Origin of the sequence: Plesiocystis pacifica SIR-1 (assembly GCF_000170895.1) — a bacterium.
GTDB lineage: Bacteria > Myxococcota_A > Polyangia > Nannocystales > Nannocystaceae > Plesiocystis > Plesiocystis pacifica.
The window spans coordinates 1-26,718 of the sequence record NZ_ABCS01000046.1 but is presented as its reverse complement, the minus strand read 5'-3'; the positions used below and the strand labels follow the sequence as shown (position 1 = coordinate 26,718).

Sequence of the window (26,718 nt, the reverse complement as noted above, 5' to 3'; positions counted from 1 at the left end):
GCCAACGCCCCCGCTTCGAGTGTGTGCCGGTCGGCCGGTATTGACCGCCCTCGCGCGCCCGTGAGAGCGTCGATCGCCTTCGAGTCTTGCCATTGGAGATCGCGGTGAACAGCACATCCACGCGCGAGCGTCCGGAGCAGCGACCATGAGCGGGCCGATCGTCGCCCTCCTCGGCCCGCAAGGCGCGGGCAAGAGCAGCGTGGGTCGCCAGCTCGCGGCGCGCCTGGGCTGGCCGCAGCACAGCGTCGACGCGCACTGCTGGGCGCACTACCGCGAGCTCCCCGAGGTCCTCGCCGCCGAGGACGAGCTGCGCCGCCGCGCGATCGCGGTCGAGGAGCTCGCGCGTCGGGCCTACCTCGACGCCCTCGCGGCGGTGGTCGGCGAGACCCACGGCGAGGCGCACTGGTGGCGGCTGTGGGAGCGCATGCGCGTCCACGCGGCCCTGCGCTGCCTCGAGCGCGAGGGGCCGGCGATCGTCGACTTCGGGGCGGGCCACGCCCGGACCCAGCTCGCGTCCACCCGCGCGGCGCTGCAAGACGGGCTCGCGCGCTGCGAGGTGGCCGTGTGGCTGCAACCTTGGCCCGAGGCCGAGCGCGCGGCGGCCAGCCTCGCCGAGCGCCTGCGCTGCCTTGGCCGCGCGGTCGACGAGCGGACGCTGCGTGGAGACTGCTCCCCCGAGGCTCGGCCGCGAGGGGTCGAGGTCGTGTACACGGGCGAGCTCGAGCCCGGGGCCGTCGCCGACAGGCTCGCCGCGCGCGTTCAGGGCTCGGTGTAGATTCCGCGAGCCAGCGCGCCGGAGGGGTCGAGGGCGCGGGCTAGGGCCTCGTCGAGGCTCGGATCGCGCGAGCTCGAGGGTGGGCGCTCGCCGACGCCGAGGCGGTAGGGCGGGAAGCCGCTGGCGGCGAGCTCGTCTCGCAGGCTCCGCTGAAGGGCAGCCACCCGCGCTCCAGCCTCGGCGTCACGACCGTCGAACAACAGCGGGACCACGAGCACGAGCGAGCGACCGTCGGCCACGCGCAGCGAGCAGGGCCGATCCAAGCCCGCGTCGCGCAGCCGCGCGTCGAGCTGCGCGAGGGCCCGCCGCAGCTCGGCCCCGCGCTGCGGCAGGGCGCAGGCCAACCACGACAGACCGCAGCCCGCGTCGAGGGGAGACTGCCCCGGCGCGCGTGGACGCGGCGTCGCCCACCAAGCCAGCGCGAGGCCCTCCTGGCGACGCTCGGCGAAGGCCCGGCCGCCTTGCTCGGGGAGCGCGCGCAGCCGCTCGCAGCGCCCGTCGAGGACCGCCTCGAGGCGGCGCCACCCGTCGGCGAGCTGGTCTGCGTCCTCGCCAAACACCGCCCCCCGGGCAGCCCAGCGCGCGCCGCCCCAGCGCGCCGCGAGCTCGCGCCTCGCCGCCTCACTCAGCGCGGTCCCGGGGCTCGGCGAGGGGCCCGCGAGGCCGAGCTGGTAGACGTCGTCGAAGAGCTGGAGCTGCAGGGGGAGCAGGCGCCCTTGCAGCAGGGGCGCAGCGCGTCGACGAGCTGCGCGAGGGCCTGTGCGTCGCGCAGCGAAATTGAAGGGGAGCGCCCGCGCGGGCGTGGGCTGGAGCTGCAGGGTCATCGCGGTCACCACCGCCAGCGAGGACTGAAAAAAGAGCTGGGTGCCGTCGGGTCCGAGGGCGCGGCGCCGCAGGCCCTGCATCGCGCCGACGCTCCCCGTGCGGACGACTCGGCCGTCGGCGAGGGCGAGCTCGAGGCCCGTGATCTGCTCGCTCGGATCCTGCACCCACCCCGAGCACAGCCCGCGCGCGAGGGCGTGCCCCACCACGCTGCCGCTCCCGGGCCCGCCGGTCTGGGGCGGCCACAGGCCCCGGGGCTGCGCCGCGAGGAAGCGGGCCAGGGCGTCGAAGCTGACCCCCGGCTCGAGCTCGACCCACGCCAGCTCGGCGTCGAAGCGGCGCACGGCCTCGAGCCGCTCGAGGCTGAGCACCGCGCAGGGGGTCCTCGGCGGCCGCGCGGCGCCGTAGCCCCAGTTGGCGCCGCGGCTGATCGGGTGCAGGGCCTGGCCATGGCGCGCGGCGATCTGCAGGCACCCCGCGACCTCCTGCGGCGAGGCCGGTCGCAGCAGCGCGAAGGGCTGGCGCGCCCCGGGGCTCGCGTCGTGACTCAAAGCAACCCGGGTCGTCGCGTCGTCGCGCACCTGCGCCTCGCCGAGCAGCGCCCGCCATCCGTCGAGCGCCCGGGCTCGTTGCTCGCTGGCGTCCACCGGGCTCAGCTTAGATCTGATCGAGACCAAAGGGGGGCACCCCCGACCCGAGGTGCGGGGGCAGAGCCCTCCGATCGCGAATATCATCGACGGGTTCCCATGCCCGGACCGCACCCAGCCCTGGCTCGCAGCGCGAGCGCCCTCGCCTTCGAGCTCCCGGACGCGCTCGCCGACGCGATCACCGAGGTCTGGGCCGAGCTCGAAGCGCTCGAGGTCACCACGCCGTCGGCTGCGCTCGAACACGTCTGCGCCGGGCTGACGATCGCCCCCCACCCGTGGGCGAAGCGGCACATCGTGCTCGCCGACCACGTGGTCCTCGAGCCCGAGCGAGCCCTGCGTCTGGCCCTGCTCACCCTCGGTGAGCTCGGCCTCCCCGAGCGACGCAGCTACGAGGGTCGGGTCGAGCACCAGCCGTGGTTTCGCGCCTACCAGCTGCTATCCAGCGCCTACCGCGACGCCGGGCGCCTCGCCGCCCTCGAGCGGCCCCTTCGCTGGCTGGTGGTCGACGCCGTCCTCGACGGCTGCGAACTCGACGGCTGCACCAACGCCATGCAGGAGGCGACGGGGTGGCTGTGGACCAGCTGGCGCATCGACCGTGACGCGGGCCTGGACATCGAGCCCACCCTCGCTCGAATGTGGCGCCTGGCCGAGCGGGGCTTCTCCGGCGACGGCTACGACGACGGCAGCTTCGAGCTGACCTTCGACCAGCTCGCCGACGAGCTCCACGACGCGCGCCTCGCCGCCGAGCTGCGCACGGTCCACGCGCTGATGGACTACGCCTCCTTCCCGTGGCAGGCCTACGAGCGCGCGCAGCTGCGCGAGGCCCTGACCCGCGCCCGCGAGCAGGGCCTCGACCTCGACGCCCTGCGCGAGCTGTGCCGCCCGGTGATCGGGACCTACTTCGAGGGCGAGCTGCCCCTGAGCCCCGGGCAGGTCCCCGAAGGCGAAGAGCCCTGAACTTCAGCCGAGGTAGCGGGCGAGGCGGAAGCCGAGGCGCTCGTTGGCCGTGGCCTGGGGCAGCGCGAGGCGGTCGCAGGCCGCGGGGCCAAAGCGCGCGGAGCTGTGCCAGCCTCCGCCCCGAACGACCCGCAGCGCAGGATACCCCACCGGCCTCGAAGCGGGCGTTCAGGCCATCAGCTCGGTGATCGGCGCGCCCTCGCTGAGCTTCACGGGTCGACCATCAGGGGTCACCAGCTCGGTCTCGGGATCGATGCCCAGGGCCACGAGCGCGGTCGCGTGCAGGTCGGCGATGGTCCGCGGATCGACGACCTCGCGCCCGCCCTCGGGGTCGCTCGAGCCGATGACCTGGCCGCCGCGCAAGCCCCCGCCGGCGATCGCCCAGCTGAAGGCCTGGGGCCAGTGGTCGCGGCCCTCGAGGCGGTTCAGTCGCGGCGTGCGGCCAAACTCGCCCCCGCACAGGACCACGGTCGAGGCCAGCAACTCGCGCTCGCGCAGGTCGGCGATCAGCGCAGCGAAGGCCGGGTCGAGGGCCCCGACGAGCCCGGCGACGAGCTCGTGGTTGTTGGCGTGGGTGTCCCAGCCGCCGAGGCTGACCTCGACGCTGCGGACCCCGGCCTCCACGAGGCGGCGCGCGGCGAGGCAGCCCCGACCAAAGGGCGTGTCGCCGTAGCGCTCGCGCACGGCCTCGGGCTCCTCGTGGATGTCGAAGGCGGCGAGCTGGACCGATCCCATCATCGCCTCGGCCTTGGCGACGACCTCGCGGTGGCCGGTGGCGTCGACCTCGGCCTCGCGCCCGGCGGCGAACTGGGCCTCGACGAAGGCGAGGTCCTCGCGGCGGGCGGCGCTGCGCTCGGGTCCAACGGGCGAGCGCAGGTCGGGCAAGGGCGCGGCCGGATCGCCGGTCACGAAGGCGTCGAGGCCAGGCCCGAGGAAGCCGCCGCGGGCAGGCCACGCGCTCGGCAAGATCGAGACGTGGCGGGGAATCTCGACGCCCACCTCGGGCAGCTCGGCGCAGACGATCGAGCCGAGCGAGGGGTAGGCGAGGGCGGGGTTGGGTCCGTAGCCCGACTTGAGGTAGGCGGTCGCGCGCTCGTGGTCGCCCTCCTTGCTGACGAGCGAGCGGACCAGGGACACGTGCGCCATCTGCTCGGCGAGGGCCTCGAAGCCCGCGGCGAGCTCGATGCCCGGGGCGGCCGTGGCGATCGCTCGGGTGCCGTGGGCGATCGCCTTGCCCGGGTGGGGGTCGAAGGTCTCGAGCTGACTCGGGCCCCCGTCGAGCCACAAGGTGATGATGGCTCCGGGCCGCTCGATGCGACCAGGCTGGGGATTGGCGAGGGCCCTGCCCAGGGTCCACAGGCCGCCCCCGAGGCCGAGCGCCCCCACACCGAAGCCGAGGCGACGAAGAAACGCACGGCGGCCCAGGGGACCTGGCCGGCTCAGTGGTTCCACGCGAACTCCGTGGTGTTGAGCAAGACCCAGTAGAGGTCGGCGAGGGCCTGGCGACGGGGCTCGCCCGCCAGCCCCGCCAGCTTGGCTTCGAAGTGCGCGGCCTCGGCTGCGCTCGGGCGCCGGGTCAACACGGCCAGGTAGGCGACCTCGACCGCGCGCGCGTCATCGTCGTCGAGCCTGGTCAGCGCGGCGATGCGGGTCGCGGCGTTGGCCACCAGGTTGTCTCGCGTCCGCTCGTGGACGAGCTCGCCGTTGAGCAGGAGCAGGCGCTGCGGGATGGTCCCGCCGCCGAGGGAGGCCTCGAGCTCCGCGGCCCCGGCGTCGCCGTAGCGCTCGACGAAGGCCAGCTGCTCCTGATCGCGGACGAAGCGGACGAGCACGTGGGACTCGTGGTCGAGGGTCTCGAGCTTGGCGGCCTGGAGCAGGGCGCCGACGACCTGCTCGGGCCGCAGGCGAGTCAGCGGGAACTGGGCCCAGCTCGAGGTGCGCGCGTCGAGCTCGGCCTCGTCGGCGCCGCCTGTCGGCCCGTAGCTGGCGCGGGCGAAGGTCTCGCTCGCCGCGATGATCGCGATCAGCCGGCGCAGATCGTAGTCGTGCTCGATGAAGTCCTTCGCCAGGCGCTCGAGGGCCGGGGGCACGCTCGCGTCGATGGGCAGATCGTCGACGGGCTCGACGAGGCCGCGGCCGAACATCAGCGCCCAGACCCGATTGACGGTGGCCCGGGCGAAGGCGGGGTTGTCCGGGTGCGTGATCCAAGCCGCGAGCCGGGCGCGATCGCTGGGCACCTGCTCGCGCGCGGGCAACAGCTCCGGGGCAAAGGGCACGCCGGGCTCGAGCTCGGTCGGAGCCTGGCGCTCGTGGTCGTCGTAGACGTAGACCCCGCGCGTATCCTGGACCCCGCGCAGGCTCAGCTCCGAGCGGCCAAAGAAGGCCGCGAGCCCCTGGAAGTCGGTCTGCGACCAGCGCTCGTCGAAGGGGTGGTCGTGGCACTGGGCGCAGTCGAGGCGCACGCCCAGCAGCGCGCGGCTGACCCGACCGGCGAGCACCTCCTCGTCGGGCGCCTGGGTCTCGGGGACCAGGGCCGCGGTCACGAAGTTGGCCGCGGGGTGCTGGGTCCACAGGCCAGAGCTGGTCAGCAAGCTGGTCACGACCACGTCCCACGGCCAGCCGTCGGCGAGGGTGTCGGCGAGCCAGGCGACGAAGCGGCGGCGGCGATAGGCGATCAGCGGGCCCTGCTCGACGCCGACGAAGGCCCGGGCGAAGCGCTCGGCGAAGTACTCGGCGTGGCGGCGATCGGTCAGCAGGTAGCGGGTCCAGCGAGCCAGGACCTCGCCCTCGTCGAGGCCCTCGTCATCACGCAGGAGCTCGAGCGCGCGGACCTCCTCGAGCGAGGGGATGGTGCCCGTGAGCGCGAGCGACAGGCGGCGGGCGACGAGCAGGGTCGGCGCCCGCACAGAGGGCTCGAGCCCGAGCGCCCGGTGGTCGGCGGCGAGGGCCGCGTCGACCTCGGCCGCGACGGCCGCGAGCTCGCCTCGCTGGCTCGGCGCGGCGCCAAGGCGAGCGCGGGTGTCCTGGCCGCGCGCCCCCGCGTCGGAGGGCAGGGCAAAGCCCACGACGAGCCCGGCGAGCCCCACGACGCACAGGCCGACGAAGAGCGCGTCCTTGACCCAGGGCCGCCGAAGACTGCTCGCGGGCGCGTCCGACACGTCGGACCATTGTTGGGTCGCGAGTGGCCCTTGTCGAGCCCGATCGTGCGTCGACCCGCGACTTGGCTATGCTCGGGCACGAGTGGAGGCCGAGGCGACAGGCGGGCGCGTGCTCCAGATCTGGACCTGGCTCCAGCGCTTCGGCGATCGAGCCCTCGGCCTGCTCGCGCTGCTCGTCGTGCTCGCGCTGCTCTCGAGCCTGCCCCTGCTCCAGGTCCTCGTGCTCGGCTACCTGCTCACCGCCGGCGCCCGTGCCCTCGAGCGCGGACGCCTGCGCGAGGCCCTACCCGGGCACGCGCTGTTCGTGCACGTCGGCGGCGTCGCCCTGGGTTTTTGGTTGCTGCTGTGGATCCCCCGCCTGCTGGCCTCGCTCGCGGACTCCGGCCGACTGATCAACCCGGCGAGCCCCAGCCCTGCGCGCCTCGATGGCTTCGCGCTGCTCCTCGCCCTCGCCCTCGTGGTCCACGGACTCGCGGCCTGTGCCCGCGGCGCTCGGCTGCGCTACATGCTCTTGCCTCGGCCGCGCCTCGAGCTCCACGCCCTCGCCCGCCTGTTCACCCGCGAAGGCTACGCCCTCGCCCGCGACCAGGTCTGGGACGCCTTCGCCCGCCTCGAGCTCGGTCGCCTGGTCCGCACGGCCCTGCTCGGGGGCATCACCGCCCTCGCGTGGCTGCTGATCCCGACGACCCTGCTGGCCCTCGGCTCGCGCGCCCCTGCCCTCGGAGTCCTCGGCAGCGTGGCCATGGCGGGGGTCCTCGCCTTCTTGCCCTTCATCCAGCTCCAGGTCAGCGAGGCGGGCTCGCTGCGGCCCCTCGCCGACATTCGGAGCGTTCGCGCGGCCCGAGCCGCGGCGCCCTTCGCCATGGCCGGCGCCCTGGTCCTGACCGTGCTCGCCGCCCTCCCCCTCTACCTGCTCAAGATCGAGCTGATCCCCCGCGAGGCGATGTGGCTCCCAGGTCTGCTCTTCGTCGCCCTGATGCTCCCCGCGAGGCTCGCGTGCGGCCTCGCGCTGCACCGCGGGCGTCGCCTGGCCCAGCCGCGCCACTGGCTGTGGCGAGGGCTCGCGGGGCTCGCGTGGGTCCCCGCCGCCCTCGCCTATGGCGTCGGGCTCTACTTCACGCAGTACCTGTCGTGGTACGGGACGTGGAGCCTCTACGAGCAGCACGCCTTCTTGCTGCCCGTGCCTTTCCTTGGCGGCTAGCCACGGGCAGAGCAAGAAAACTCAGAGCCGTCGTGGACGACGCCACGCCCTCCCTGCCCCACGTCCACGACTCAGAGACTGTGAGGTTTTCACAGTCTCTGACCACTTTAGCCGTCGTGGACGACGCCACGCCCTCCCTGCCCCACGTCCACGACTCAGATCAGCCGTCACCGAAGCGAGGTCTCGGCCTACCAAGGATGAAACGGAGCCCCAGCTGACTACCGAGCGGTCAGTTTCTCATCAGAGACTATCAACGAATCCACGCCCCCCTTGCGGGGGCGACCACATGCCCTCTCAATGGCACGAACTCCATTGCCCACCAAGCCAAAGCGGAGGAGCGGACAGCGACGAAGCGCCCCCGGTCCCAAGCGGCTGTGGGGGCAAAGGAGAACTCAGACGGGCGCGATGCCGCAGTCGTCGACCTCGCTGGGATCGCAGCCGCCGCACTCCCAGCGGAAGTTGTCGAGCAAGACCACCGTGGCCCGCTGGAAGTCGCCCATGTCGGCCAGGAAGAAGGTCAGCTCGACCACCTCCCCGGGCACCACGGAGCCCCGGCCGACGTACCAGCCCGTGCCCGCGAAGTCGCCAAAGCCAGTGCCGGAGAACTCGGGCGCGCCTCCCTTGTACTGGAAGGCGCCGGCGTCCTCGAGCGAGGTCACGGTCAGCGGCGCTCCGTTGACGAACACGACGTTGCCCGTGTAGCTCTCCGAGGTCGACCAGACCACGAACATGTCGTTGTATTTGGTGCCGTACCAGTCGGGGTACTCGGAGCTGAAGTAGGCGAAGTCGAAGATGAAGCCCGAGACGTCCGCGGGCACCTCGAGCGCGAGCTGCAGCCACAGCTTGTCGAAGGGCTCGTTCCACCCCTGGTTGAACCACGCGTCGTGCAGGCTGTCGGAGCAGTCGTTGACCCCGTCGCAGCCCTCGAAGGGCGTGCCGCCCATGCCCTGGTTGGAGCCGTGGGTGGGGCTCAGCGGCTCCGGCAAGCCGCCGCCGTCGGGGTTGTCCGTGGGCCCCTTGAACTGCTGCGAGCTGGACTCGTGGCAGATGCCCAGCGCCGGGGGCTGGTTGATGGGTCCGGTCGAGAGCGCGAGGATCGTCGTCGAGGTGTTGGCCGGGACCTCCTCGGCGTCCGGGCTGAGCCAGGGGTCGTCGTTCGCGGCCCACAGGCGATCGTCGTAGTTGGGCCCGGCGTAGCCGCCGTAGCGCTTGCAGATCCGCCAGCTCTCCCAGTCGGCCGCGACCAGCTCGGCGGCCGTGGCCTGGATGGTCTGATCCGCGGGACCGGGGCAGTCGATGCCGATGGCGTGGATCGGGTCGAGGTCGATGTCGTCCGGGGGGCCGTCGCAGTCTTGATAGGCGAGCAAGCCTGCGCAGCTGAAGGGCGGGCCGCCGGTGTCGGTCTCGGTCTCGGTCTCCGTCTCGGTCTCGGTCTCCGTATCGGTCTCCGTATCCGTATCGGTCTCCGTCTCCGTGTCGGTCTCCGACTCCGTCTCCGTCTCCGAGCTCTCGGAGTCCCCGCCCGAACTGCTCCCCTCGGAGCCGCTGTCCGAGCTGCTCCCGACCTCATCCTCACCGTCGGCGCCCGAGCCCTCGGTCTCGGCGAGGGCGTCGTCGCTGCTGCCGCCCGCGTCGGAGGGCGCCTCCCTCGTGCACGAGGTGGCGATCAATAGCCACGCGCCGAGCAGCGCCCGCCCGTACCCGCGGCCCTCGTCTTCATGCTCGTCCGTCCCCACACCATCGAGGATACTAAAAGGCGCAGGCGCGGCGCACAGATCCGCAGGCGTCGACCTCGAGCGGAGAGCCTGCCCCACGTCCACCACTCACCTTCAACGAGCCTCGCCGCTGCCGACCCGCGCGAGCCACTCCCGGCTCGCCTCGGCCATCGCCTCGGCCTCCGGATCTCGACCCCGCTCGCGCAGCAGCGCCGCGAGCTCGGCGTAGGCGTCGCCCGCGTTGCGGTGGGCCTCGTCCCCGAGGGCGCCATCGAGCGCCCGACGCAGGTCGGCCTCGGCCTCGTCGAGCTCTCCGCGTACCCGCAGCGCTCGACCGCGAACGATCCACGCCGCGTGGGTGAGCTCGTGGTCCTCCCCCAGGCCCTCCACGGCCGTATCTACGGCGAGGCCCGCAGCCTCGAGGGCCCGCGCCTCGTCCCCCAGCTCGAGCTGCGCGCGCGCGACCACGAGGCTGGCCCGGACGTGGTTGTAGCGCTCCGAGTCCGTGCCCTCGAGCAGCGCCCGGGCGGCCAGGGCCCCTCGGGTCGCGTCCTCGAGCTTGCCCTGACGCAGGTGGATCTCGGCGATCGCGATCTTCGGCACGGAGTAGCTGGGGTGCGCCTGGCCCCGGCTCCGCTCGGCGCAGGCCATGGCCCGGCGAAACAGCCGGATCGCCTCGTCGTCGTCGCCCGCCCGCTGGGCCACGGTCGCCAGGTTCTGGTCGACGAGGCCGACCTCCGGGTGGTCCTCCCCGAGCACCGCGACCTGGCGTTCGCGGACCTCGAGCAGCGCGCGACGGGCCGCGCCCAGGTCCCCGAGCGCGGTCTCGACCACGGCCACGTCGTTGAGCATCTGGGTGATCTCGAGCTCGGACCCCAGCTGCTCGTAGAGGGCCTTGGCCTCGAGCTTGCTCGCGCGCGAAGCCTCGAGCTCGCGCGCGACGTACTCGACGTTGCCCTCGACCGAGCGCAGCTCGGCCTGCTCGCGGGTGCGCGGCTCGGGCAGCCCGTCGAGGTGAGCCTGGGCGACGGTGAGCCACTCGCGCGCGGCCTCGTGTCGGTGGTTCCAGGTGCCCAGAGCGTCCGCGAGCAAGGTCGCGGCGAGGGCCGCGGTCGCGTCGTCGCCGGCCCGGACCGCGAGCGCGAAGCCCCGCCGAGCGTCGCGCGCCATCTCGTCCGCGCGCCCCGACTGGACCCGAACGCGGGCCAGGGCGACGGCGACCTCGGCCTGGAGGGGCAAGTAGTCGAGGTCCTCGGCCTCGCGCCCGCAGGCCTCGAGGCTCGCCTCGCTCTCGGCGTAGCGACCGAGGCCGGCGACGCTGCGCGCCCGGGCCAGGCGTCGGCGCTGCTCGGCGACGCGCTCGGCGATCGCGGGGTCTTCGGGGGGCGCGACGGCCTGCAGCAAGGCCTCGAAGTCCGCACATCGCTCGAGGCGCGGGAGCCCCTCGACGGCCTCGACCGCGCGCTCGACCGCCTCGGGCCCGGCGCTGGCGAGGCCCTGGGTGAGGCCGCCAAAGGCCGCGAGGCGTCGGTCCAGGCAGGCTTGCTGCAGCGCGAACATGTGCGTCGACTGGGACTGGTCGCGGTGGGTCGCGGCGCAGGCCTGGGTCGCCGTCGCCCGCCACCGCGAGGCGTAGGCGTCGAGGCGCAGGTCCACGCGGGCGGCGACCTGCTCCGCCGAGCTGGCCCCCGACTCGGCGATCGCGGCCTGGACCGCGCCGCGCTCGGCCTCGGCCCACGCAGCGTCCATGGGGCCCGTGATCCCGGCGCAGGGATCGGCCTCGTCGGCCTCGACCTCGGACTCCCTCAGCCCCAGCCCCAGCCCCACGCCGAGCACGGCCACGCCCGCGAGGGCGAGCCCGAGCCAGCGCCGCGAGCTCGCGGGCGCGGGCTCGAGGGCCTCGAGCAGCGCGTCCATGCTGGGCCAGCGCTCTTCCATGGTCCGAGACAGTCCGCGCTCGAGGGCCTCCCGGAGCACACCAGGGACATCGCGGTTCGCAGGCATCGGTCGTCGGCGCCCCTCCTGGACCGCGACGGCCAAGGTCATGGGCGTGTCCCCGGCGAAGGGCCGCTGCCCCGCGAGCGCCGACCACAGCGCGACGCAAAAGGCGAACTGATCGCTCTGCGCCGTCGCGGCCCGCCCCGCGAATTGCTCCGCGGCCATGAACGCGGGCGTGCCCAGCAGCGCCCCCGTGCGGGTCAGCTCCGTCGACATCGCCGTCGACGCGCCCCCGTCGACGGCGCTCCCCCGGCCGGCCTCGATCTCTGCGTCCTCCGTCCGCGCCAGGCCAAAGTCCAGCACCCGCGGCCGCCCGCTACGGTCGACGAGCACGTTGTCGGGCTTGAAGTCCCGGTGCACCAAGCCCGCCTGGTGGGCCGCCGCCAGACCCCGACCGGCCGCGACGAAGACCTCGAGGATCGCCGCGAGCGAGCGCTTCTCCGCCGCGAGCCAGGCCGACAGGGTCTGCCCCTCGATGAACTCCATGGCCAGGAAGACCTGCCGCCCGTGGCTCCCGACCTCGTAGACGTGGACCACGTTGGGGTGCGAGACCCGAGCCATGGCCTGGGCCTCGCGCATGAGCCTCAGCTGCTGCTCGTCTCCGGCCGCGCGCCCGCGCAGGAGCTTGAGCGCGATGCGGCGGTCGAGGTCGGGGTCGTAGGCGGCGTAGACCGTGCCCATCGCCCCTTGCCCCACGCGCTCGATGAGGACGTAGCGCCCGATCCGATCCCCCGGGCGCGGAGCCCTGGGTGCCCTCGCCGCCCCAATCTCACCCCCGCCCTCGCTCGCGTCGAGGGTCGCCTCCAGGGAGGGCTCGGCCGCGGTCTCCATCAGCGACTCGGGCGCAGCCGCGATCGCGGTCTCCTCCATGGAGAGCTCCCCCGTCGAGCTGCGCTCTTCCCTCACTCGGCTCAGAGTATCGCAGCGGCTCCCCCAGCCTCGGGGTCGGTCGCCCAGGCGCAGGTCAGGCGCAGGGCGACCGTCGACAGTCCCGCTCGAACACGAGGATGAAGCGGTCCGTGCGTCCGCGGACCTCGGGGTCGAAGACCGAGCGATCGAGCTGATCTCGTCCCGTGAACAGCACCTCGCTGCGCTCGACGAGGCGCAGCCCGTGGGCCTCCCAGGCTTCGACGACGAAGCTCGGCTCGATGCGGTGCAGCGCCTGGGCGTCGCGCTGGGCCCGGCCGGGCCCGGCGAGGTGATCGACGACGACCAGGCGCCCCTTCGGCGCGAGGGCGGCGGCGATCTGCGCCATGACTCGGTCGGCGTCGACGGCCGGCCAGTCGTTCTCGACGTCGACGAAGTAGAGATCGTGAAAGCACGCGACCATGAGCGCGGCGTCGAGGCTCCCGGGGGCCAGGCCGAGGTCGTCGAGTTCGCGCTCGTGGAGCATGACCTGGCTGAGCCCGGCGGCCTCAAAGCGCGCGTCGATGTCGGGCCCGACCCACTCATGATAGGCGGCGTTGTTGTGGGCGAGGACCCGACCCTGGGGGCCCACGACGCCCGCGAGGATGTGCGCGTAGTAGCCCCCGCCGGTCAGGAAATCGAGGACCTGGTCCCCGGGCTCGAGGGCGAGGAAGGGCACGACCTCCGCCGGGCGGCTCCGGGCGTCGCGCTCGCGGTCGGCCTCGCTGCGCTGGGGGTCGTCGAGGCTCGCGGGGTCAAAGGTTGGCGTGGGCGCGCAGCCGAGGACCAGCGCCGCGATCACGCCCGCAGCGGCGAATCTGGGGAACATGGAGAGGAGCATGATCAACCTGGAGGTGGCTCGGGGGACTCGGCCAGCGCCGCCCGGAGCTCGTCGGCGAGCGCCCCCGAGGCCTCGGCGAGCAGCTCCCGACCCCGCTCGCGCAGCGCGGCCGGATCGCCCTCGCCCGCGCCTGCCTCGAATGAGCGCGCCTGGGCGAGCAACAGCTCCGCGTGATCGAAGGCCCCGCAGTCGACCTGCCCCTCGCACAGCTCGACGGAGACCCGGATGTCCTCGGCGTCGCCCGTCGGGCGGCCCAGGCGACGCAGGCTCCGCTCGCGCTCGCACACGATGTCGGCGACGAGCGGGTTGTCCCCGATCTGCACCCGCGCCTGCTCGAGCAGCGCGAGGGCCCGCTCGTGCTCCCCCTTGGCCATGTGCACCCGCGCCAGGCCCAGGGTCGGGCGGGCCCGCTTGATGTGCTCGGGGTCGTGGCGCGCGGCCATGATCTCGAGGGCCCGCTCGGCGTGGGTCTCGGCGGCGTCGAGCGCACCCCGCTCGAGCTCCACCCGGCTGAGCACGGCGAGCGCGATGGACAGCTTGGGGTGCTCGGCGCCGAAGCGCTCGGTGTAGATCGCCACCGCCCGCTCGCCCAGGGCGTGGGCCTCGTCGAGCTCGCCGAGGCGGCGGAGGATGCCCGAGAGGTTGACGAACACGACGCCCAGGTTGGGGTGCGTGGGCCCAAACTCGCGCTCGAGCACGACCTGGACCCGGGCGTAAGTGTCCCGGGCGCGCTCGAGCTCCCCGGCCTGGGCCTCGACGGACGCGAGGTTGATGAGCGTGGACGCGACCTTGGGGTGCCCCGGGCCGAGCTCCTCGTCCATGATCGCCACGGCCCGCCCCAGCGGCACGCGGGCCTCGTCGGTGTGGGCCAGGCGCAGCAGGCACAGGCCCTCGCCGTTGTAGAGCGCCGCGAGCTCGGGCCCCGTCCGCCCCGAGCTCTCGAAGGCCTCGATGCCCCGGCGGTACTCGACCAGCGCCGCCTCGTAGTCGCCCTCGCGGTAGGTCAGGCTGGCCCGGGCCATGGTCGTGTCGAGCTCGCTGGCGCCGAGCGACTCGGCCAGGCGCAGCCAGTGGTGCCCGAGGGCGTGCTGGGCCTGGCGCTCGCCCACGACGAAGGCCAGCTCCCGGGCGATGGCGGCCGCCCGCGGGCGCAGCTCGGCGCCCAGGGCCAGGTGAAAGCTCCGCTCGAGCTCGGCCGCGGCGTCTTCGTAGTCGCCCACGGCCGCGCGCAGCGAGCCGCCCGCGTGGACGAAGCTCGCCTGCGTCGGCGCGTGGCTCAGGCCCTCGAGCTCCGGGCGCAGCTCCTCCAAGAGCCCGAGCCCGGCCGCGTAGTCCCCGGTGCGCTGGAGCACCTGCACGCGGTCGAGGGTCTCCGCGACGCGGTCGATCTGGGCGGCGAGGGTCGGATCGGCGGGGCGCAGCTCGGAGCGCGCGAGCTCGTCGAGCTCGCCGCACGCGGCCGGGTCGGGCAGACCCGCGACCCCCGGCACGGCCCGCTCGATCCGCTCGCGCTCGCCCGCGCCCAGGACCTCGACGAGCACCCCGAGCTCGCGGCGGCCGTGGGCGAGGCAGCGCATGCGCTGGTCGAGGACCTCCTCGGACTGCTCCCGGCGCACCCGCGTGGCCTCGCAGGCGCCCCGATGCTCGGCGACCCAGGCGCGCGCGTAGTCGTCGAGGCCGGCGAGGACCTGGGCGCCCGTGACCGCCCCCCAGCTCGAGTCGACGCCCTCGAAGGCGGCCTCGAGCTCGGCGCGTCGCTCGGGGTTCCAGACCGGCGCGAGCTCGGCCTCGGCCCCCGTGCACACCGGCGGCGCCTCGGTCCACTGCCCCCCCGCCAGCAGCGCGCACACGGTCGACAGCCCGAGCAGACCCAAGAGCACGCCCCGTCGCTGCGCGCCCCGATCGCGCAAGAGCAGCGCGACGACCGTGTCCATGTCGGGCCAGCGCGCGGTCGCGTCCACGGCCAGGGCGCGGACGAGCACCGAGCGCACCGGGGACCAGCGCGGCGGCGGACGCAAGCGCCCCTCTCTCATGGCGACCACGATGCTGGGCACCGACTTCCCGCCGTAGGGCCGCTCGCCATAGAGCGCGCGGTAGAGCGAGACCGCGAAGGCGAACTGATCGCTGCGCGCGTCGGCGGGGCAGCCCGCGAACAGCTCCAGCGCCATGAAGGCCGGCGTGCCGACGAGGGTCCCCTCCCGGGTCAGCGAGGTGTCGAGGGTCCCGCTGTGCTCGAGGGCGCGGTCGATCGCCCGCGGGACCCCCGTGCCCGGCGTGGTCACGCCTCCCCCCTGGCTCGCCCGCGCGAGCCCAAAGTCGACGACGAGGGCCTGGCCCTGCTCGTCGATCATCACGTTGCCCGGCTTGAAGTCGCGGTGCACCAGGCCCGCCGCGTGGGCGGCCGCGAGCCCGCGCCCGGCCTGGACGAAGACCGCGAGGATCTCCGCGTGGGAGCGCGGCTCGGCCTTGAGCCACTTGCTCAGGGTCATGCCCTTGATCAGGCTCATGACCAGGTACAGGCGGCCCCGCTCCTCGCCCACGTCGTGGATCGCGACCACGTTGGGGTGCTCGAGGCGCGCGAGGGCCTGGGCCTCACGCAGGACCCGCTGGCGCCCGAGCGAATCTCCCCGGGCCACGTCGATGAACTTGAGCGCGACCTGGCGCTCGAGCTCCGGATCCCAGGCCGAGAACACCACGCCCGAGGCCCCCACGCCGACCCGCGCCGAGAGGACGTAGCGCCCGATCCGCGACAGCGTGCTCAGCTCGGAGTTGTCGTCCAGGGTCTCGCCCAGCTCCTCGCCTCGCCGGGACGTCTCGGCCCCCTCGATCCAGGTCTCGTCCTCGCTCGGCCTCACCGGGGCGGAGTCTAGCTCCGAAGCCCCCGAGGCACCCGGAGCAATGCCGCGCATGTCCTGCAAAACGGGGTGCGCGCGGGCGTATGACGGCCATCGCCAGCTTGGACCCATCGTGGAGTCTGGGCGAGGCTGCGCGCATGGCGATGGAGCACCGGGGGCGCGGAACTCAGTACCCGCATCGCACGCCTCCAGAGACCTCCAGAGACCTTCCGACCCCCCTGGCGAGACCTCCCCCCAGTCGAGCGGTCGTCCGTCGGCGGCAGAGACTCGACCCTCGCGCTCATCGCACGCCTCCACGTCGCAGCGAGGCACGAGCCTCACGGCTAGGGTCGATTCAGCCGACCGGCGATGCGCACGATCAGCCCGCGCGGGAGCAAGGTGGCCCCGCGCGCGCTGACCTTGTTGAGCAGCCCCGGGATCGCCACGCGCTTGCCCTTCGACATGGCTCGGTAGGCGTGGCGGGCCACGTCCTCGGCCGAGGCCACGGTCCCCTGGGTGAACAGGGCGTTCTTGGCGTTGCCCGCGATGTCGCCGAACTCCGTCGCCGTGGGCCCCGGGCAGCTCACCGTCACGCTCACCCCGGTGCCCGCGAGCTCGTGGGCCAGGGCCTCGCTGAAGCTGTTCACGAAGGCCTTGCTGGCGTAGTAGGTCGCCATGTAGGGGCCGGGCTGGAAGCCAGCGGTCGAGCCCAGGTTGAGGATGCGCCCGCGCCCGCGCCCGCGCATGCCCGGCAGCAGCAGGCGGGTCAGGTGGACCAGCGCGCGCACGTTGACGTCGATCTGCCCGAGCTCCCCGGCGACGTCCAGCTCGGCGAAGGCGCCCGTCGAGCCGAAGCCCGCGTTGTTGACCAGGAACTCGACCTCGAGGCCCGCGTCGGCGAGCCAGCGCGCGAGGGTCGGCGCAGCGCTCGGGTCGGCGAGGTCGAGGGCGAGCACGTGGGCGTCCACGCCGTGGGCCTCGCGGAGCTCCTCCGCCAGCGCCCGGAGCCGGTCTTCCCGGCGCGCCACGAGCACCAGGGCGTGCCCGTCGGCGGCGAACAGTCGGGCGAGCTCCCGGCCGAGGCCGGCGGAGGCCCCAGTGACGACTGCGACCTGCTTGGATCGAGGACTCATCGGCGCTGCTGTAGCACGGGGCCGACGGCCAGCGCGAGCGACGAGCCCACTAACCCGGCTTGCGCACCACCAGCACCGAGCCCCGCGCCTCCTGGGCCTCGAGATCGACCGAGGCCGCGAAGGTCTGTGCCTCCCAGGTGGTCGAGAACACCTCGAAGACCTCGACCTCGCCCACGTCGACGCGCGTGTCCTCGGCGTCCGTGCGCACGATCAGGTGGCCCTCGACGTCGGGCACGAGCTTGGCGCAGTTGGTCTCGATCTGCCAGCTCAGCGGGTCCTCGGTGCCTGGCTCGATCACCCCTTCGAGGGCCACGATCAGCGGCCCGGCGTCGTCGACGACGCGCACCTCCGTCCGCGCCTCGGTCCACTCGACGCGGATCTCGATGGGGCCCGAGGGTTGCAGGCCGCTGGCGTTCGGCAGCTCGAGGGTGATGCCCGTCCCCCCGCAGTCAAAGCCCACGCCCAGCAACGACCCGCCCGGGGAGATGCTCGCGAGGACGCAGTCCTGCGCCATGAAGCTGACCGGGCCTTGGCTGGGATCCCCGAGCTCGCCGAGGGCAAAGAGCGGACCCGGCAGCGGATCCGCCGGGGGGTCGCAGCCCAGGCTCGGCTGGGTCGTGCCGTCCTCGACGCACGCGGGCAACAGCAAGGCCCCCACGAGCAGGCCAGCGAGCACGGACGGATCGAGAGCAGGGCAACGCATGCGCCCATCATCGCGCCTCGACGCGCCCGGGTCGAGGGGGGAATCGACCCCGAGCGCTCGAGGGCTCTCACTGGACGGCGGAGTCCGAGAACTCCTGGTGGCCCGTGTTCTCGCACCGCGCGGCCACGAGGAGGGAGGAGGGTGTGCTCGACCAGCGGGACGAGTTCCATGCCCTGCAGGGGGGTGCAGGTCCAGCGCCAGGCAGATCCTCGGTACTTCGCCCGACACCCTCGGCGAAGCTGTGGAGCTCGCGTGGGCCTTGCGAGAACGGCCAGTCTCGGCATTCAGGCGACGGCGTCGCGAGCCACCTCGAGCACGGTGTACTGGTGGGCCTTGGCCGTGGCCACGCCGACGCGCACGACCAGCTCGCCGCGCTGGGCCTGCTCCGGGCTCATGGTGTCGTTGAGGTCGCAGCGCACGTAGTAGGACTGATCGGGGCTGGCGCCATCGGCCAGGGCGCCCGTCTCCCACAGCTCGAAGAGCAGCTCCCCAAGCTCGTTGCGCAGGCAGGTCCAGGCGAAGCTGTCGGAGCTGTCATGGACGGCCATGCGCTCGGGGATGCCGACCTCCGACAACCAGGCCAGGGCATCGAAGCCGCGCAGGCGGGCCGGGATGGGGCTGAAGCTGGGCTCGTAGACGTAGAACTCGCTGTGCGTTAGATCGACCATGACTGCCTCGCTCTGGTAGGGTCGGGGGTCGGGTATTCGTTCCCAAAAACAAGGCTAAACGGTCCGAGAGGCCCAGCAATGCGGTCTCAGCGTGCGTCATCGGCTTACCTCGCCGCCCTGAATGATCCCCGCGCCAAAGGTGACTCCCCCTCGAAGCGAGCTTTTCGGGTTCGCCGCGGCCGTGGGCTCCTCGGCCACGCTCCGACGACTCGTGGCCCTCAGCGGGCGTCGAACTCGGCCTGGGCCGCGGCCTGATCCCCCAGCAACAGCACCGCGCTGCACCGCGCCGACACGCCCGCGCCGACCTTGGTCATCGTCGTGCTCACGCAGTTGGCCACGCCCCCGCTGCTCGCCGAGACCTCGACGCTGGCCGCGTTGCCGCTGACGTACTCCCACTGCACCTCGACGGCGGCGCCCTTGGGCGCGCAGGCGTCGAGGTCGGCGTCGCGCTTGACCAGGCCCGCGGTGATGTAGCGCTCGGCGTTGCGCGTGGGCGTCTCGAGCTCGCAGTGCAGGTTGCGGGCCTCGAAGCCGTCGCGGGACAGGCTCGGCAGGTTGACCTCGCTGACCTCGGGCTCCGGCTCGGGCTCGGGCGCCGCCTCGGGCTCCGGCTCGACCTCGGGCTCCGGCTCCGCCATCTCCGGCTCGGGCTCCGGCGCCGCCTCGGCGGGCGCGTCCGTCCCCTCCGAGGGCGGCGTGGTCGGCTCGGCAGGCTCGCAGGCGAAGACAGCCAAGAGCGCGATGGGGAGAACGAGAGCGGGTAGGCCGTGACGCTGCATGACGCGATCTTGCCACAAGCGTTCGCGAAGGTCGGCAATGTCGGACCTTACAGGGCGCTTTCAATGCAGGTTCTGTGAGCGACGCAGGAGCCGCTCGATGGAAGGTCCATGATTCACTGGAGATCACCCACGGCGAGCCTCTGGATCCCCTAGGCTCGCGCGCGGACGGCCGGTGGCGGCCGCCCGATCGGGTCTCCCGCTGGGAGATCAAAGTGTCATGAAACGAGGCGCGCACCAGTGGCCCAGATGGATGGCTTCGACGAACCCATCGTGACTGCGGGAGACCCCGAGGCTCCGCGGCTCGAGTCCCTCGAGGGCGCCGTCTCGGCGACGACCTCCGCCGTCGACGAGACCCTGGGTGCCGAGGCGCGGGCGCGTACGCAGGCTTCCAGGGGCGCGCGCCCGCGCTCCCTCGAGGACACCGTCGCTCCTGGCGAGAGCGGGCCCGGCCGTCGGCGCCCCGTCGTCTACGCGCGCGGCGGGCTCATCGATCGCTACGTCATCCTCGACAAGCTCGGCGCCGGGGCGATGGGGGTCGTCTACGCCGCCCACGACCCCGAGCTCGATCGCAAGGTCGCGCTCAAGCTGGTCCGGCCGTCCGCCGACGGCGTATCCGGAGAGAGCCGCACCCGGCTGCTGCGCGAGGCCCAGGCCCTCGCCAAGCTCGACCACCCCAACGTCGTCGGCGTGCACGACGTGGGCACCGTCGGCGAGCAGGTGTGGATCGCCATGCAGTTCGTCGAGGGCCGCACCCTCGGGGCCTGGAAGCGCGAGGCCAGGGCGAGCTGGGCCGAGGTCCTGGCCCTGATGCTGCAGGCCGGCGAGGGCCTGGCCGCGGCCCACGAGGCCGGCCTGCTGCACCGCGACTTCAAGCCCGACAACGTGATGGTCGGCGACGACGGGGTGGTCCGGGTGATGGACTTTGGCCTGGCCCGGGCGCACCGCGAGGCGCCGACGGACGCGAGCAGCCGCGCCGCCCTCGAGGCCGCCGCGGTGTCGACGAGCCCGGGCCTGTCCGCCGAGCTGACCCGCGCGGGCGCGATGATGGGCACGCCGGCCTACATGTCCCGGGAGCAGTTCGCCGGCGACCCCGTCGAGGCCACGACGGACCAGTTCTCCTTTTGCGTGACGCTGTGGGAGCTCGTCTACGGCGAGCGCCCCTTCGGCGGCGGCTCGCCCTTCGAGATCGCCAACGCCGTCGCAACCGGCGAGCGGCGAGCGCCCCCGCCAGGGGTGAGCGCGCCTCGGTGGCTGCGCCGCGCCTGCGAGCGTGGCCTCGCCCCCGAGGCGAGCGCCCGCCATCCAGACATGCGCGCGCTGCTGACCGCCCTCGAGCGCGGCCAGGCCCGAGAGCGCGCCAAGCGAGGCCGCCGCTGGGCCCTCGCCGGGCTCGGCTTCGCGGCGGCGATCGGCGCGGGCGTGGTCGGCCAGCAGCGCCACGATCATCGCCAGCGCGTCGCGGGCTGCCAGGCCGAGGGCGAGTCCATCGACGCGGTCTGGAACGCCTCGGCCCGGGCGGCGCTGCGCGAGGGGCTGCTCGCCACGGGGGTCCCCTACGCGCCCGAGACCGCCGACAAGGCCATCCCCTGGCTCGACGCCCAGGCGAAGTCCTGGCGCGAGACCGCGACCACGGCCTGCACCCGACACGTGGTCGAGGGCCGCTGGGGCGCGCCCACCCACGCCAAGGCGCGGTGGTGCCTCGAGGAGAGCCGGCGCGAGCTCTCGGCCCGGATCGCGACCATGCGCGACGCCGACGCGGTCGTCGTCCGGCAGGCCGTGAAGGCGGCGACCAGCATGGCCCCGCCCGCGAACTGCATCGACGAGGACGCCCTCGCGGCCATGCCCCCTCCCCCGCCGCCGGCCCAGCGAGACGAGGTCGCCGCCGTCCAGGCCCAGCTCAGCCGCGCGGCCTACCTGCGCACCGCCGCCAAGCTCGACGAGGGCCACGCGCTCGTCGAGGACGCCCGCGCCCGCGCCGACGCCCTCGCCTGGCCCCCGCTGCAGATCGCGGCCACCTACTCCCTGGCCGTATCTCACGAGCGCCTGGCGAACTACGACGAGGCCGAGCAGCTCGCCGTCGCGGCCTACCTGGAGGCCGTGCGCACCCGCTCGTGGGCCCAGGCCGCCGAGGCGGCGTCCGAGCTGGCCTACATCGTCGGCTACAACCAGACCCGCTTCGACGAGGGCTTGCTGTGGGTCGAGCACGCCCGCGCGATCCGGACCCACGGCGGCGACCCCCTCGAGCTCGGCGCGGCCAAGACCTTCGGCGATCTGGCCGCCGTCCACTACAAAAAAGCCGACTACGCCGCGGCCATCACCAACTTCGAGGCCGCCCTCGCCATCCAGCGACGGGCCCTCGGCGCCGACCACCCCCACGTCGCCCGCGACGAGCTCAACCTCGGCTCGACGCTCTACTCCTCCGGCGAGTACCCCGAGGCCCGGGCCAAGCTCGCCGAGTCCGTGACGATGATGCGCGCCGCCTACGGCCCCCACCACCCGGACACGGCCAACGCCCTCAACTCCCTGGGCGCGGCGCACCTGGGCCTGGGCGAATACGACGAGGCCGCCCTCGCCCTCGAGGAGTCCGTCGACATTTACGAGGCCATCCTCGGCCCGCGCCACGAGGACGTCGGCGACGGCCTGGCCAACCTCGCCGTCGTCTACCGCAACAAGCAGGACTACGAGCGCGCCCGCGAGCTGTCCATGGAGGCCCTCGACATCCTCGAAGAGATCCACGGCCCCGACGACCTCGGGCTCACCGCCACGCTCATGGTCCTGGCCAACCTCGACATCCAAGAGGGCGAGCTCGCCAGGGCCCGGGCGAGCTACGAGCGCGTGCTGGCCATCCAGGACAAGGCGCTCGGCCCCGAGCACCCCGAGACCGCCATGGCCCTCAACAACCTCGGCTACCTCGTCAACGCCCAGGGCGACTACCCCGGCGGCCTGGCCTACTACGAGCGCGCCCTCGCCATCCGCAAAGCCTCCCTGGGCGCCGAGCACCCCAAGGTCGCGATCACCCTCGGGGGCATCGGCGAGCTCCACCAGCAAGCCGGCGAGCTCGGGCGGGCGCGGGCGGCCATCGAGGAGGGCCTGACGATCCTCGAGGCGAGCGTGGGCCCCGAGACCGAGCACGTCGCCAAGTACCTGGTCGTGCTCGCCGACATCGCCCTCGCCCAGCGGGAGCTCGACGACGCCGCCGACTTTGCCCAGCGCTGCATCGACATCCGCACGAACGACGAGGCCGCCGCGACCGCCCTGGCCCAGCCGCGGTGGGTGCTGGCGCGGGCGCTGTGGCTTCAGTCCAAGGGCCGCGGCGACGAGGCCGAGCGCGCGCGCGAGCTGGCGACCCAGGCCCGCGACGCATTGCGCGAGGCAGGGCCGGAGGAGGCCGAGACCCTCGCCGCCGTCGAGGCCTGGCTCAGCGAGCGTTGACGGTCCTCAGTCGCGCACTTTCGAGGGCGCCGACGGGAGTGCAGGCCGCCGAACTATTCGCGCTCGCCCTCGATGGCCCGCACGCTCCACGCCACCAGCACGCCGCCGAGGCCCGCGACCGCGGCGAACACCGCCAGCCCGGGCCGCTCGAGCAACCACGCCCCGGTGCCAAAGAGCAGGCCGTAGATCAGCGCCAGCGCCCCGACGATGCCGACCGCGAGGGTCCAGGTCCCGCGTCGCCCCGCGCTCGCTTCGGGCGCGAGGGCGCGGACGGGGCCCCACCAGCCAAAGGGCCGCACCCGGGCGTAGAACTCGACCAAGGCCGCGGGCTCGGGCCGAGCCGTGAGCGCGAGGGAGCCGAGCGCGACGACCAGGGACACGCCCGTGACGACGACGGTCCGACCGATGGGCAAGAGCGCGCCGCTGGCCGAGAGCGGCTCGATGGCCCAGGGGATCGGCGCGAAGGTGACGGTCAGCGCGGTCACGGCCGAGGCGACGCAGGCGACGATCTCCGTGGTCGCCGAGATCCGCCACCACAGCCAGCGCAGCAGGTAGATCGGACCCACGCCCGCGAGGAAGGCGAGGAAGAACTCGAACAACCACCGCACGGACTCGGCCTGCCACGCGGCGACGGCCGCGAGCACCAAGGTCGCCACGCTGGCCCAGCGCGCGACCCGGACGTAGTGCTCGGCCTCGGCCTCGGGGCGCAGGTGGGGTCGGTAGACGTCGTTGACGAAAAAAGCCGCGGCCAGGTTGACGTGGGTGTCGACCGTCGACATGAACGCGGCGAGCAAGCTGACGGCGACGACACCCAAGAGCCCCGTGGGCAGGTAGCGGCGCAGCATGACCACGTAGGCCCGCTCGGCGTCGACGCTGGCCACGGGCTCGCCCGCAGACACCGCGTCGCCCACGGACACCGTGGCTTCGACGCGCCAGTCGGGCGCCTCTTCGGCGTGGACCAGGGGCACCTCGACGCGCTCGCCGGTGTCCTCGCTGGCCACGGCGACGACGCGCGCGTGGGTGTCGACCTCGACCACTTGGCCGTCGACGGGGCTGGGCACGGACAGCGCGGGCAGGACCACCAGCGAGGCCAGGCCGACGACGATCCACGGCCACGGGCGCAGGGCGTAGTGGGCGATGGCGTACCACAGCGCGGCGAGCATGCCCTGGCGCTCGTCGGCGCAGGCCGAGATGCGCTGGACCGTGACCGGGCTGCCGTCGGCGTCTTCGTGGGCCCACCACGACACGCCCAGGTAGACGGCGAGGGCGGCCAGGGCGTAGCTGGCCCCGCTGCCGCCAAACTCGACCTCGGCCGTGGGCACCAGGGCGAGCACCGAGCTGTCCGACCCGACCGCGGCCTCGACCGCCGCGAGCCCTCCGACCGCGCGCCAGCTGATCACCGCCAGGGCCACGGCGCCCACGGCCGCGAGCACGAACTGGACCAGATCCGTGATCACCACGCCCCAAAAGCCCGCCAGCAGCGAGTAGGACACGGCCCCGAGGCAGGCGATGGTGACCGAGAGGGTGCGGTCGAGGCCGAACAGGACCTCGAGGATCTTGCTGGCCGAGAGCATCACCCACACGAGGATCCAGGGGTTGGCGACGGCCGCCTGGTAGACGCCGAGGAAGGCCCGGAGCCGGCGCGCGCCCGCGGTGCCGTAGCGCAGCTCGGTCAGCTCGGCCTTGGTCACCACCTTCGCCCGCCGCCACCACCGGGCAAACACGAACACGGTGATGACCCCGCTGATCGCGTAGCACCACCACACCCAGTTGCGCCAGATGCCCTCCTCGCGGACCCAGCCGCTGACCAGCAGGGGCGTGTCCGAGGCGAAGCTGGTCGCGACCATGGAGGTCCCGGCCAGCCACCACGGCAAGCTGCGGCCCGAGAGGAAGTACTCCTCGGTGCTCGCGCTGGCCCGCTCGCGCATGACCAGGCCCACGCCCACGGCGAAGGCGAAGTAGAGCACGATGATGGCGCCGTCGATCCAGTGCAGGCCCGCCACCGCCACTCCCGTGACCTACCACGAGTCCCCGGTGAGCCGCACCCGTGTCCCCGCTGGGGCGAAGCTGATAGCTTCGAGCCCAGGTCATGGCAGGGGAACCAATCGTGCTGCTCGCCAACGGGGTCGCGGGCGCGGGCGTCGGGCCCTCGGCCGAGCGCCTCGCGGCTCGCCAGCCGGGCCTCGACGCCCTCGTCGAAGGGGTCAGCGCGGTCGAGCGCGACCTCGCCGTGCACAGCGTCGGCCTCGGCGGCTGGCCCAACTTGCTCGGCGAGCTCGAGCTCGACGCGGCGGTGATGGACGGCGACACCCGGCGCACCGGGGCCGTCGGGGCCCTGCGCGGGGTGGTCTCGGCCTGCCGCGTGGCCCTGCACGTGCTCCGCGACCTCGACCACGAGATCCTCGTCGGCGCCGGGGCGGCTCGCTTCGCCGCCGAGATCGGAGTCGTCGGGGCCGCGGGCGAGGACGGGCTGACCCCGGAGGCCCGCGCGGTGTGGTGGCGACGGCTGAGCGCCTCGATGACCGAGGATCAGCGCGCCGCCTTCCCGGACACCTCGCTCTTGCCCCTGACCGGCGCCCTCGCCGAGCCCGACTCCGTCCGCGACACCACGGTGTTCCTATGCCGCGACGCCAACGCGGGCCTGCACGCGGCGACGAGCACCTCGGGCTGGGCGTGGAAGTACCCCGGCCGCCTCGGCGACGCGCCCATCGCTGGCGCGGGCTTTTACGCCGACAGCCGCTTCGGCGCGGCGGCCTGCACCCACACCGGCGAGATGGCGATCCGCGCGGGCACGGCCCGGACCATCGTCCTCGCCCTGCGCCTGGGCAAGACCCTGCGCGAGGCCGTGGACCTGGCCGTCGAGGAGCTCGTCGAGCTCGAGACCGGCTGCCTCGGGCCCCTGGTCATCCACGCCCTCGACGCCCGCGGCGGCCACCGGGTCGTCGCGCTGCGCTGCAGCGAGCCGGTGTTCTTTTGGTACTGGCGCGAGGGCATGGCCGCGCCCGAGCGCCGCGAGGCCGAGGCGGTGGGCTGAGCCGTGCGCTACGCCGTCGACATTGGCGGGACCAAGACGGCCCTCGGCGTGTTCTCCGACGACGCGCTCGAGCTCCTCGACGCCCGCGTCCTGCCCACCCCGCGCGCGTCCTGGGAGGCCTTCGAAGCCGGCGTGGGCGAGGCCCTCGAGACTCTCGCCGCGCGCCACGGTCCGCCGACGCGCCTTGGGGTCAGCGTCGCGGGAGTGGTCCACCCCAACACCGGCGTGGTCCGCTGCACCAACGTGCCCGCGGTCCACGGCCAGCCCCTCGCCCAGCGCCTCGAAGCGCGCCTGGGCTTGCCCGTACGCGTGGCCAACGACGCCGACTGCTTCGCCCTCGCCGAGGCGCGCCACGGCGAGGGGCAGGGCGCGGGCGTGATGCTCGGGCTGATCCTCGGCACGGGCGTGGGCGGAGCCGTGGTCGTCGCGGGCCAGCTGCTCCCGGGGCGCTCGGGGCTCAGCGGCGAGTGGGGCCACGGCAACCAACTCCAAGACCGCGTCGCCGCCCTCGGCCTGCGCGTGCGCACCTGCCCCTGCGGCCTCGGGACCTGCCTCGACCTCTACGGCGCCGGCCGGGGCCTGGGCAAGGTCTACACCGACGTGTGCGAGCTGCACTTCGACGCCCCCCCCGAGACCACCTCCGCCAAGGCCATCGTCGCCGCGTGGCGGGCGGGCCAGGCCCCGGCCGAGCGAGCCGTGGCCCTGTGGCTGACCCTCGTCGCCCCCGCGGTCGCGTCGCTCGTCAACGTCCTCGACCCGCAGCGGGTGGTGGTCGGCGGCGGCATGGCCAACGACGGCGCCCTGCTCCAGGCCCTCGACGCCCGCGTCCGCGAGCTCAGCCTCGCCGACCACGACCGCGCCCTCGTCGTCCCCGGGCGCTTCATCAACGACGGCTCCCTGCGCGGCGCCGCGAGCTTGTGAGCGGCCCATGGCGAGCCTCCCCCTCGAGATCTGCGTCGACGACCTCGGCGACGCCTGGGCAGCCGTCGAGGCCGGGGCCGACCGCATCGAGCTGTGCGCCGCCCTGGCCCTCGGCGGGCTGACCCCCTCGCCGGGCGCCATGCTCGAGGCCGCGGCCCTGCCCGTCCCCGTCCACGCGATGGTCCGCCCCCGCG

At 73.7% G+C, this 26,718-nt stretch carries 20 protein-coding genes; 7 read left to right on the top strand and 13 right to left on the bottom strand.

Features of this window, described 5'->3' with window-relative positions; genetic code table 11:
- The first annotated feature begins 145 nt into the window (after nucleotides 1-145).
- A complete protein-coding gene (locus tag PPSIR1_RS22280; protein ID WP_006973417.1) occupies nucleotides 146-775 on the top strand; it encodes a hypothetical protein in 630 nt (209 codons plus the stop codon).
- Here PPSIR1_RS22280 and PPSIR1_RS22275 read toward each other — a convergent pair.
- Nucleotides 760-2,244, bottom strand: a complete 1,485-nt coding sequence (locus PPSIR1_RS22275; RefSeq protein ID WP_006973416.1) for an FAD-binding oxidoreductase — start codon at nucleotides 2,242-2,244, stop codon at nucleotides 760-762. The genes PPSIR1_RS22280 and PPSIR1_RS22275 overlap by 16 nt on opposite strands.
- Before the next feature lie 99 nt (nucleotides 2,245-2,343).
- On the opposite strand from PPSIR1_RS22275, the gene PPSIR1_RS22270 reads away from it, so the two are divergent.
- On the top strand, nucleotides 2,344-3,201 hold the full coding sequence (locus tag PPSIR1_RS22270) for a hypothetical protein (protein WP_006973415.1): 858 nt from the start codon (nucleotides 2,344-2,346) through the stop codon (nucleotides 3,199-3,201).
- A gap of 3 nt (nucleotides 3,202-3,204) precedes the next feature.
- Here PPSIR1_RS22270 and PPSIR1_RS48145 read toward each other — a convergent pair whose 3' ends face one another.
- The 3 genes from PPSIR1_RS48145 to PPSIR1_RS22260 are packed head-to-tail and all read right to left on the bottom strand — an operon-like array spanning nucleotide 3,205 to nucleotide 6,359.
- On the bottom strand, nucleotides 3,205-3,351 hold the full coding sequence (locus PPSIR1_RS48145; protein WP_006973414.1) for a hypothetical protein: 147 nt from the start codon (nucleotides 3,349-3,351) through the stop codon (nucleotides 3,205-3,207).
- Nucleotides 3,352-3,369: 18 nt separating this feature from the next.
- Nucleotides 3,370-4,587: a DUF1501 domain-containing protein gene (locus PPSIR1_RS22265; RefSeq protein ID WP_006973413.1), complete on the bottom strand. Its 1,218-nt coding sequence runs from the start codon at nucleotides 4,585-4,587 to the stop codon at nucleotides 3,370-3,372.
- Between the two features lie 53 nt (nucleotides 4,588-4,640).
- The gene (locus PPSIR1_RS22260; protein WP_006973412.1) at nucleotides 4,641-6,359 is read right to left on the bottom strand and encodes a DUF1553 domain-containing protein; all 1,719 of its coding nucleotides are present in this window, start codon (nucleotides 6,357-6,359) and stop codon (nucleotides 4,641-4,643) included.
- An 82-nt stretch (nucleotides 6,360-6,441) separates the two neighbouring features.
- On the opposite strand from PPSIR1_RS22260, the gene PPSIR1_RS22255 reads away from it, so the two are divergent.
- Nucleotides 6,442-7,560 (top strand): hypothetical protein, encoded by a 1,119-nt coding sequence (locus tag PPSIR1_RS22255; protein WP_006973411.1) that lies wholly within the window; start codon nucleotides 6,442-6,444, stop codon nucleotides 7,558-7,560.
- 392 nt (nucleotides 7,561-7,952) lie between these two features.
- Here the strand turns inward: PPSIR1_RS22255 and PPSIR1_RS22250 are convergent, their stop codons facing one another.
- The 8 genes from PPSIR1_RS22250 to PPSIR1_RS48140 form a co-directional block, all read right to left on the bottom strand.
- Nucleotides 7,953-9,296, bottom strand: a complete 1,344-nt coding sequence (locus PPSIR1_RS22250; protein ID WP_006973410.1) for a hypothetical protein — start codon at nucleotides 9,294-9,296, stop codon at nucleotides 7,953-7,955.
- A 93-nt stretch (nucleotides 9,297-9,389) separates the two neighbouring features.
- Complete coding sequence (locus PPSIR1_RS22245; protein ID WP_157595838.1) at nucleotides 9,390-12,179, bottom strand: serine/threonine-protein kinase; 2,790 nt, start codon at nucleotides 12,177-12,179, stop codon at nucleotides 9,390-9,392.
- A gap of 58 nt (nucleotides 12,180-12,237) precedes the next feature.
- Entirely contained in the window at nucleotides 12,238-13,008 is a 771-nt protein-coding gene (locus tag PPSIR1_RS22240; RefSeq protein WP_157595837.1) for a hypothetical protein, read from the bottom strand.
- A 14-nt stretch (nucleotides 13,009-13,022) separates the two neighbouring features.
- The gene (locus PPSIR1_RS22235) at nucleotides 13,023-15,875 is read right to left on the bottom strand and encodes a serine/threonine-protein kinase (RefSeq protein ID WP_006973407.1); all 2,853 of its coding nucleotides are present in this window, start codon (nucleotides 15,873-15,875) and stop codon (nucleotides 13,023-13,025) included.
- 323 nt (nucleotides 15,876-16,198) lie between these two features.
- On the bottom strand, nucleotides 16,199-16,987 hold the full coding sequence (locus PPSIR1_RS22230; RefSeq protein ID WP_006973406.1) for an SDR family NAD(P)-dependent oxidoreductase: 789 nt from the start codon (nucleotides 16,985-16,987) through the stop codon (nucleotides 16,199-16,201).
- Between the two features lie 49 nt (nucleotides 16,988-17,036).
- Nucleotides 17,037-17,690, bottom strand: coding sequence for a hypothetical protein (locus tag PPSIR1_RS22225; protein WP_157595836.1), 654 nt, complete (start codon nucleotides 17,688-17,690; stop codon nucleotides 17,037-17,039).
- 284 nt (nucleotides 17,691-17,974) lie between these two features.
- Nucleotides 17,975-18,358, bottom strand: coding sequence for a hypothetical protein (locus PPSIR1_RS22220; protein ID WP_006973404.1), 384 nt, complete (start codon nucleotides 18,356-18,358; stop codon nucleotides 17,975-17,977).
- Between the two features lie 218 nt (nucleotides 18,359-18,576).
- Nucleotides 18,577-19,092, bottom strand: a complete 516-nt coding sequence (locus PPSIR1_RS48140) for a hypothetical protein (RefSeq protein WP_006973403.1) — start codon at nucleotides 19,090-19,092, stop codon at nucleotides 18,577-18,579.
- Nucleotides 19,093-19,407: 315 nt separating this feature from the next.
- On the opposite strand from PPSIR1_RS48140, the gene PPSIR1_RS22210 reads away from it, so the two are divergent.
- Entirely contained in the window at nucleotides 19,408-22,569 is a 3,162-nt protein-coding gene (locus tag PPSIR1_RS22210; RefSeq protein ID WP_198154586.1) for a serine/threonine-protein kinase, read from the top strand.
- Nucleotides 22,570-22,622: 53 nt separating this feature from the next.
- On the opposite strand, the gene PPSIR1_RS43480 is transcribed toward PPSIR1_RS22210, so the two are convergent.
- On the bottom strand, nucleotides 22,623-24,578 hold the full coding sequence (locus tag PPSIR1_RS43480; RefSeq protein ID WP_006973401.1) for a sodium:solute symporter family protein: 1,956 nt from the start codon (nucleotides 24,576-24,578) through the stop codon (nucleotides 22,623-22,625).
- Between the two features lie 95 nt (nucleotides 24,579-24,673).
- On the opposite strand from PPSIR1_RS43480, the gene PPSIR1_RS22200 reads away from it, so the two are divergent.
- The 3 genes from PPSIR1_RS22200 to PPSIR1_RS22190 form a co-directional block, all read left to right on the top strand.
- Complete coding sequence (locus PPSIR1_RS22200) at nucleotides 24,674-25,603, top strand: isoaspartyl peptidase/L-asparaginase (RefSeq protein WP_045116535.1); 930 nt, start codon at nucleotides 24,674-24,676, stop codon at nucleotides 25,601-25,603.
- Between the two features lie 3 nt (nucleotides 25,604-25,606).
- Entirely contained in the window at nucleotides 25,607-26,524 is a 918-nt protein-coding gene (locus PPSIR1_RS22195) for an ROK family protein (protein WP_006973399.1), read from the top strand.
- A 7-nt stretch (nucleotides 26,525-26,531) separates the two neighbouring features.
- The coding region (locus tag PPSIR1_RS22190; protein ID WP_006973398.1) for a copper homeostasis protein CutC at nucleotides 26,532-26,718 on the top strand (187 nt) is incomplete at its 3' end.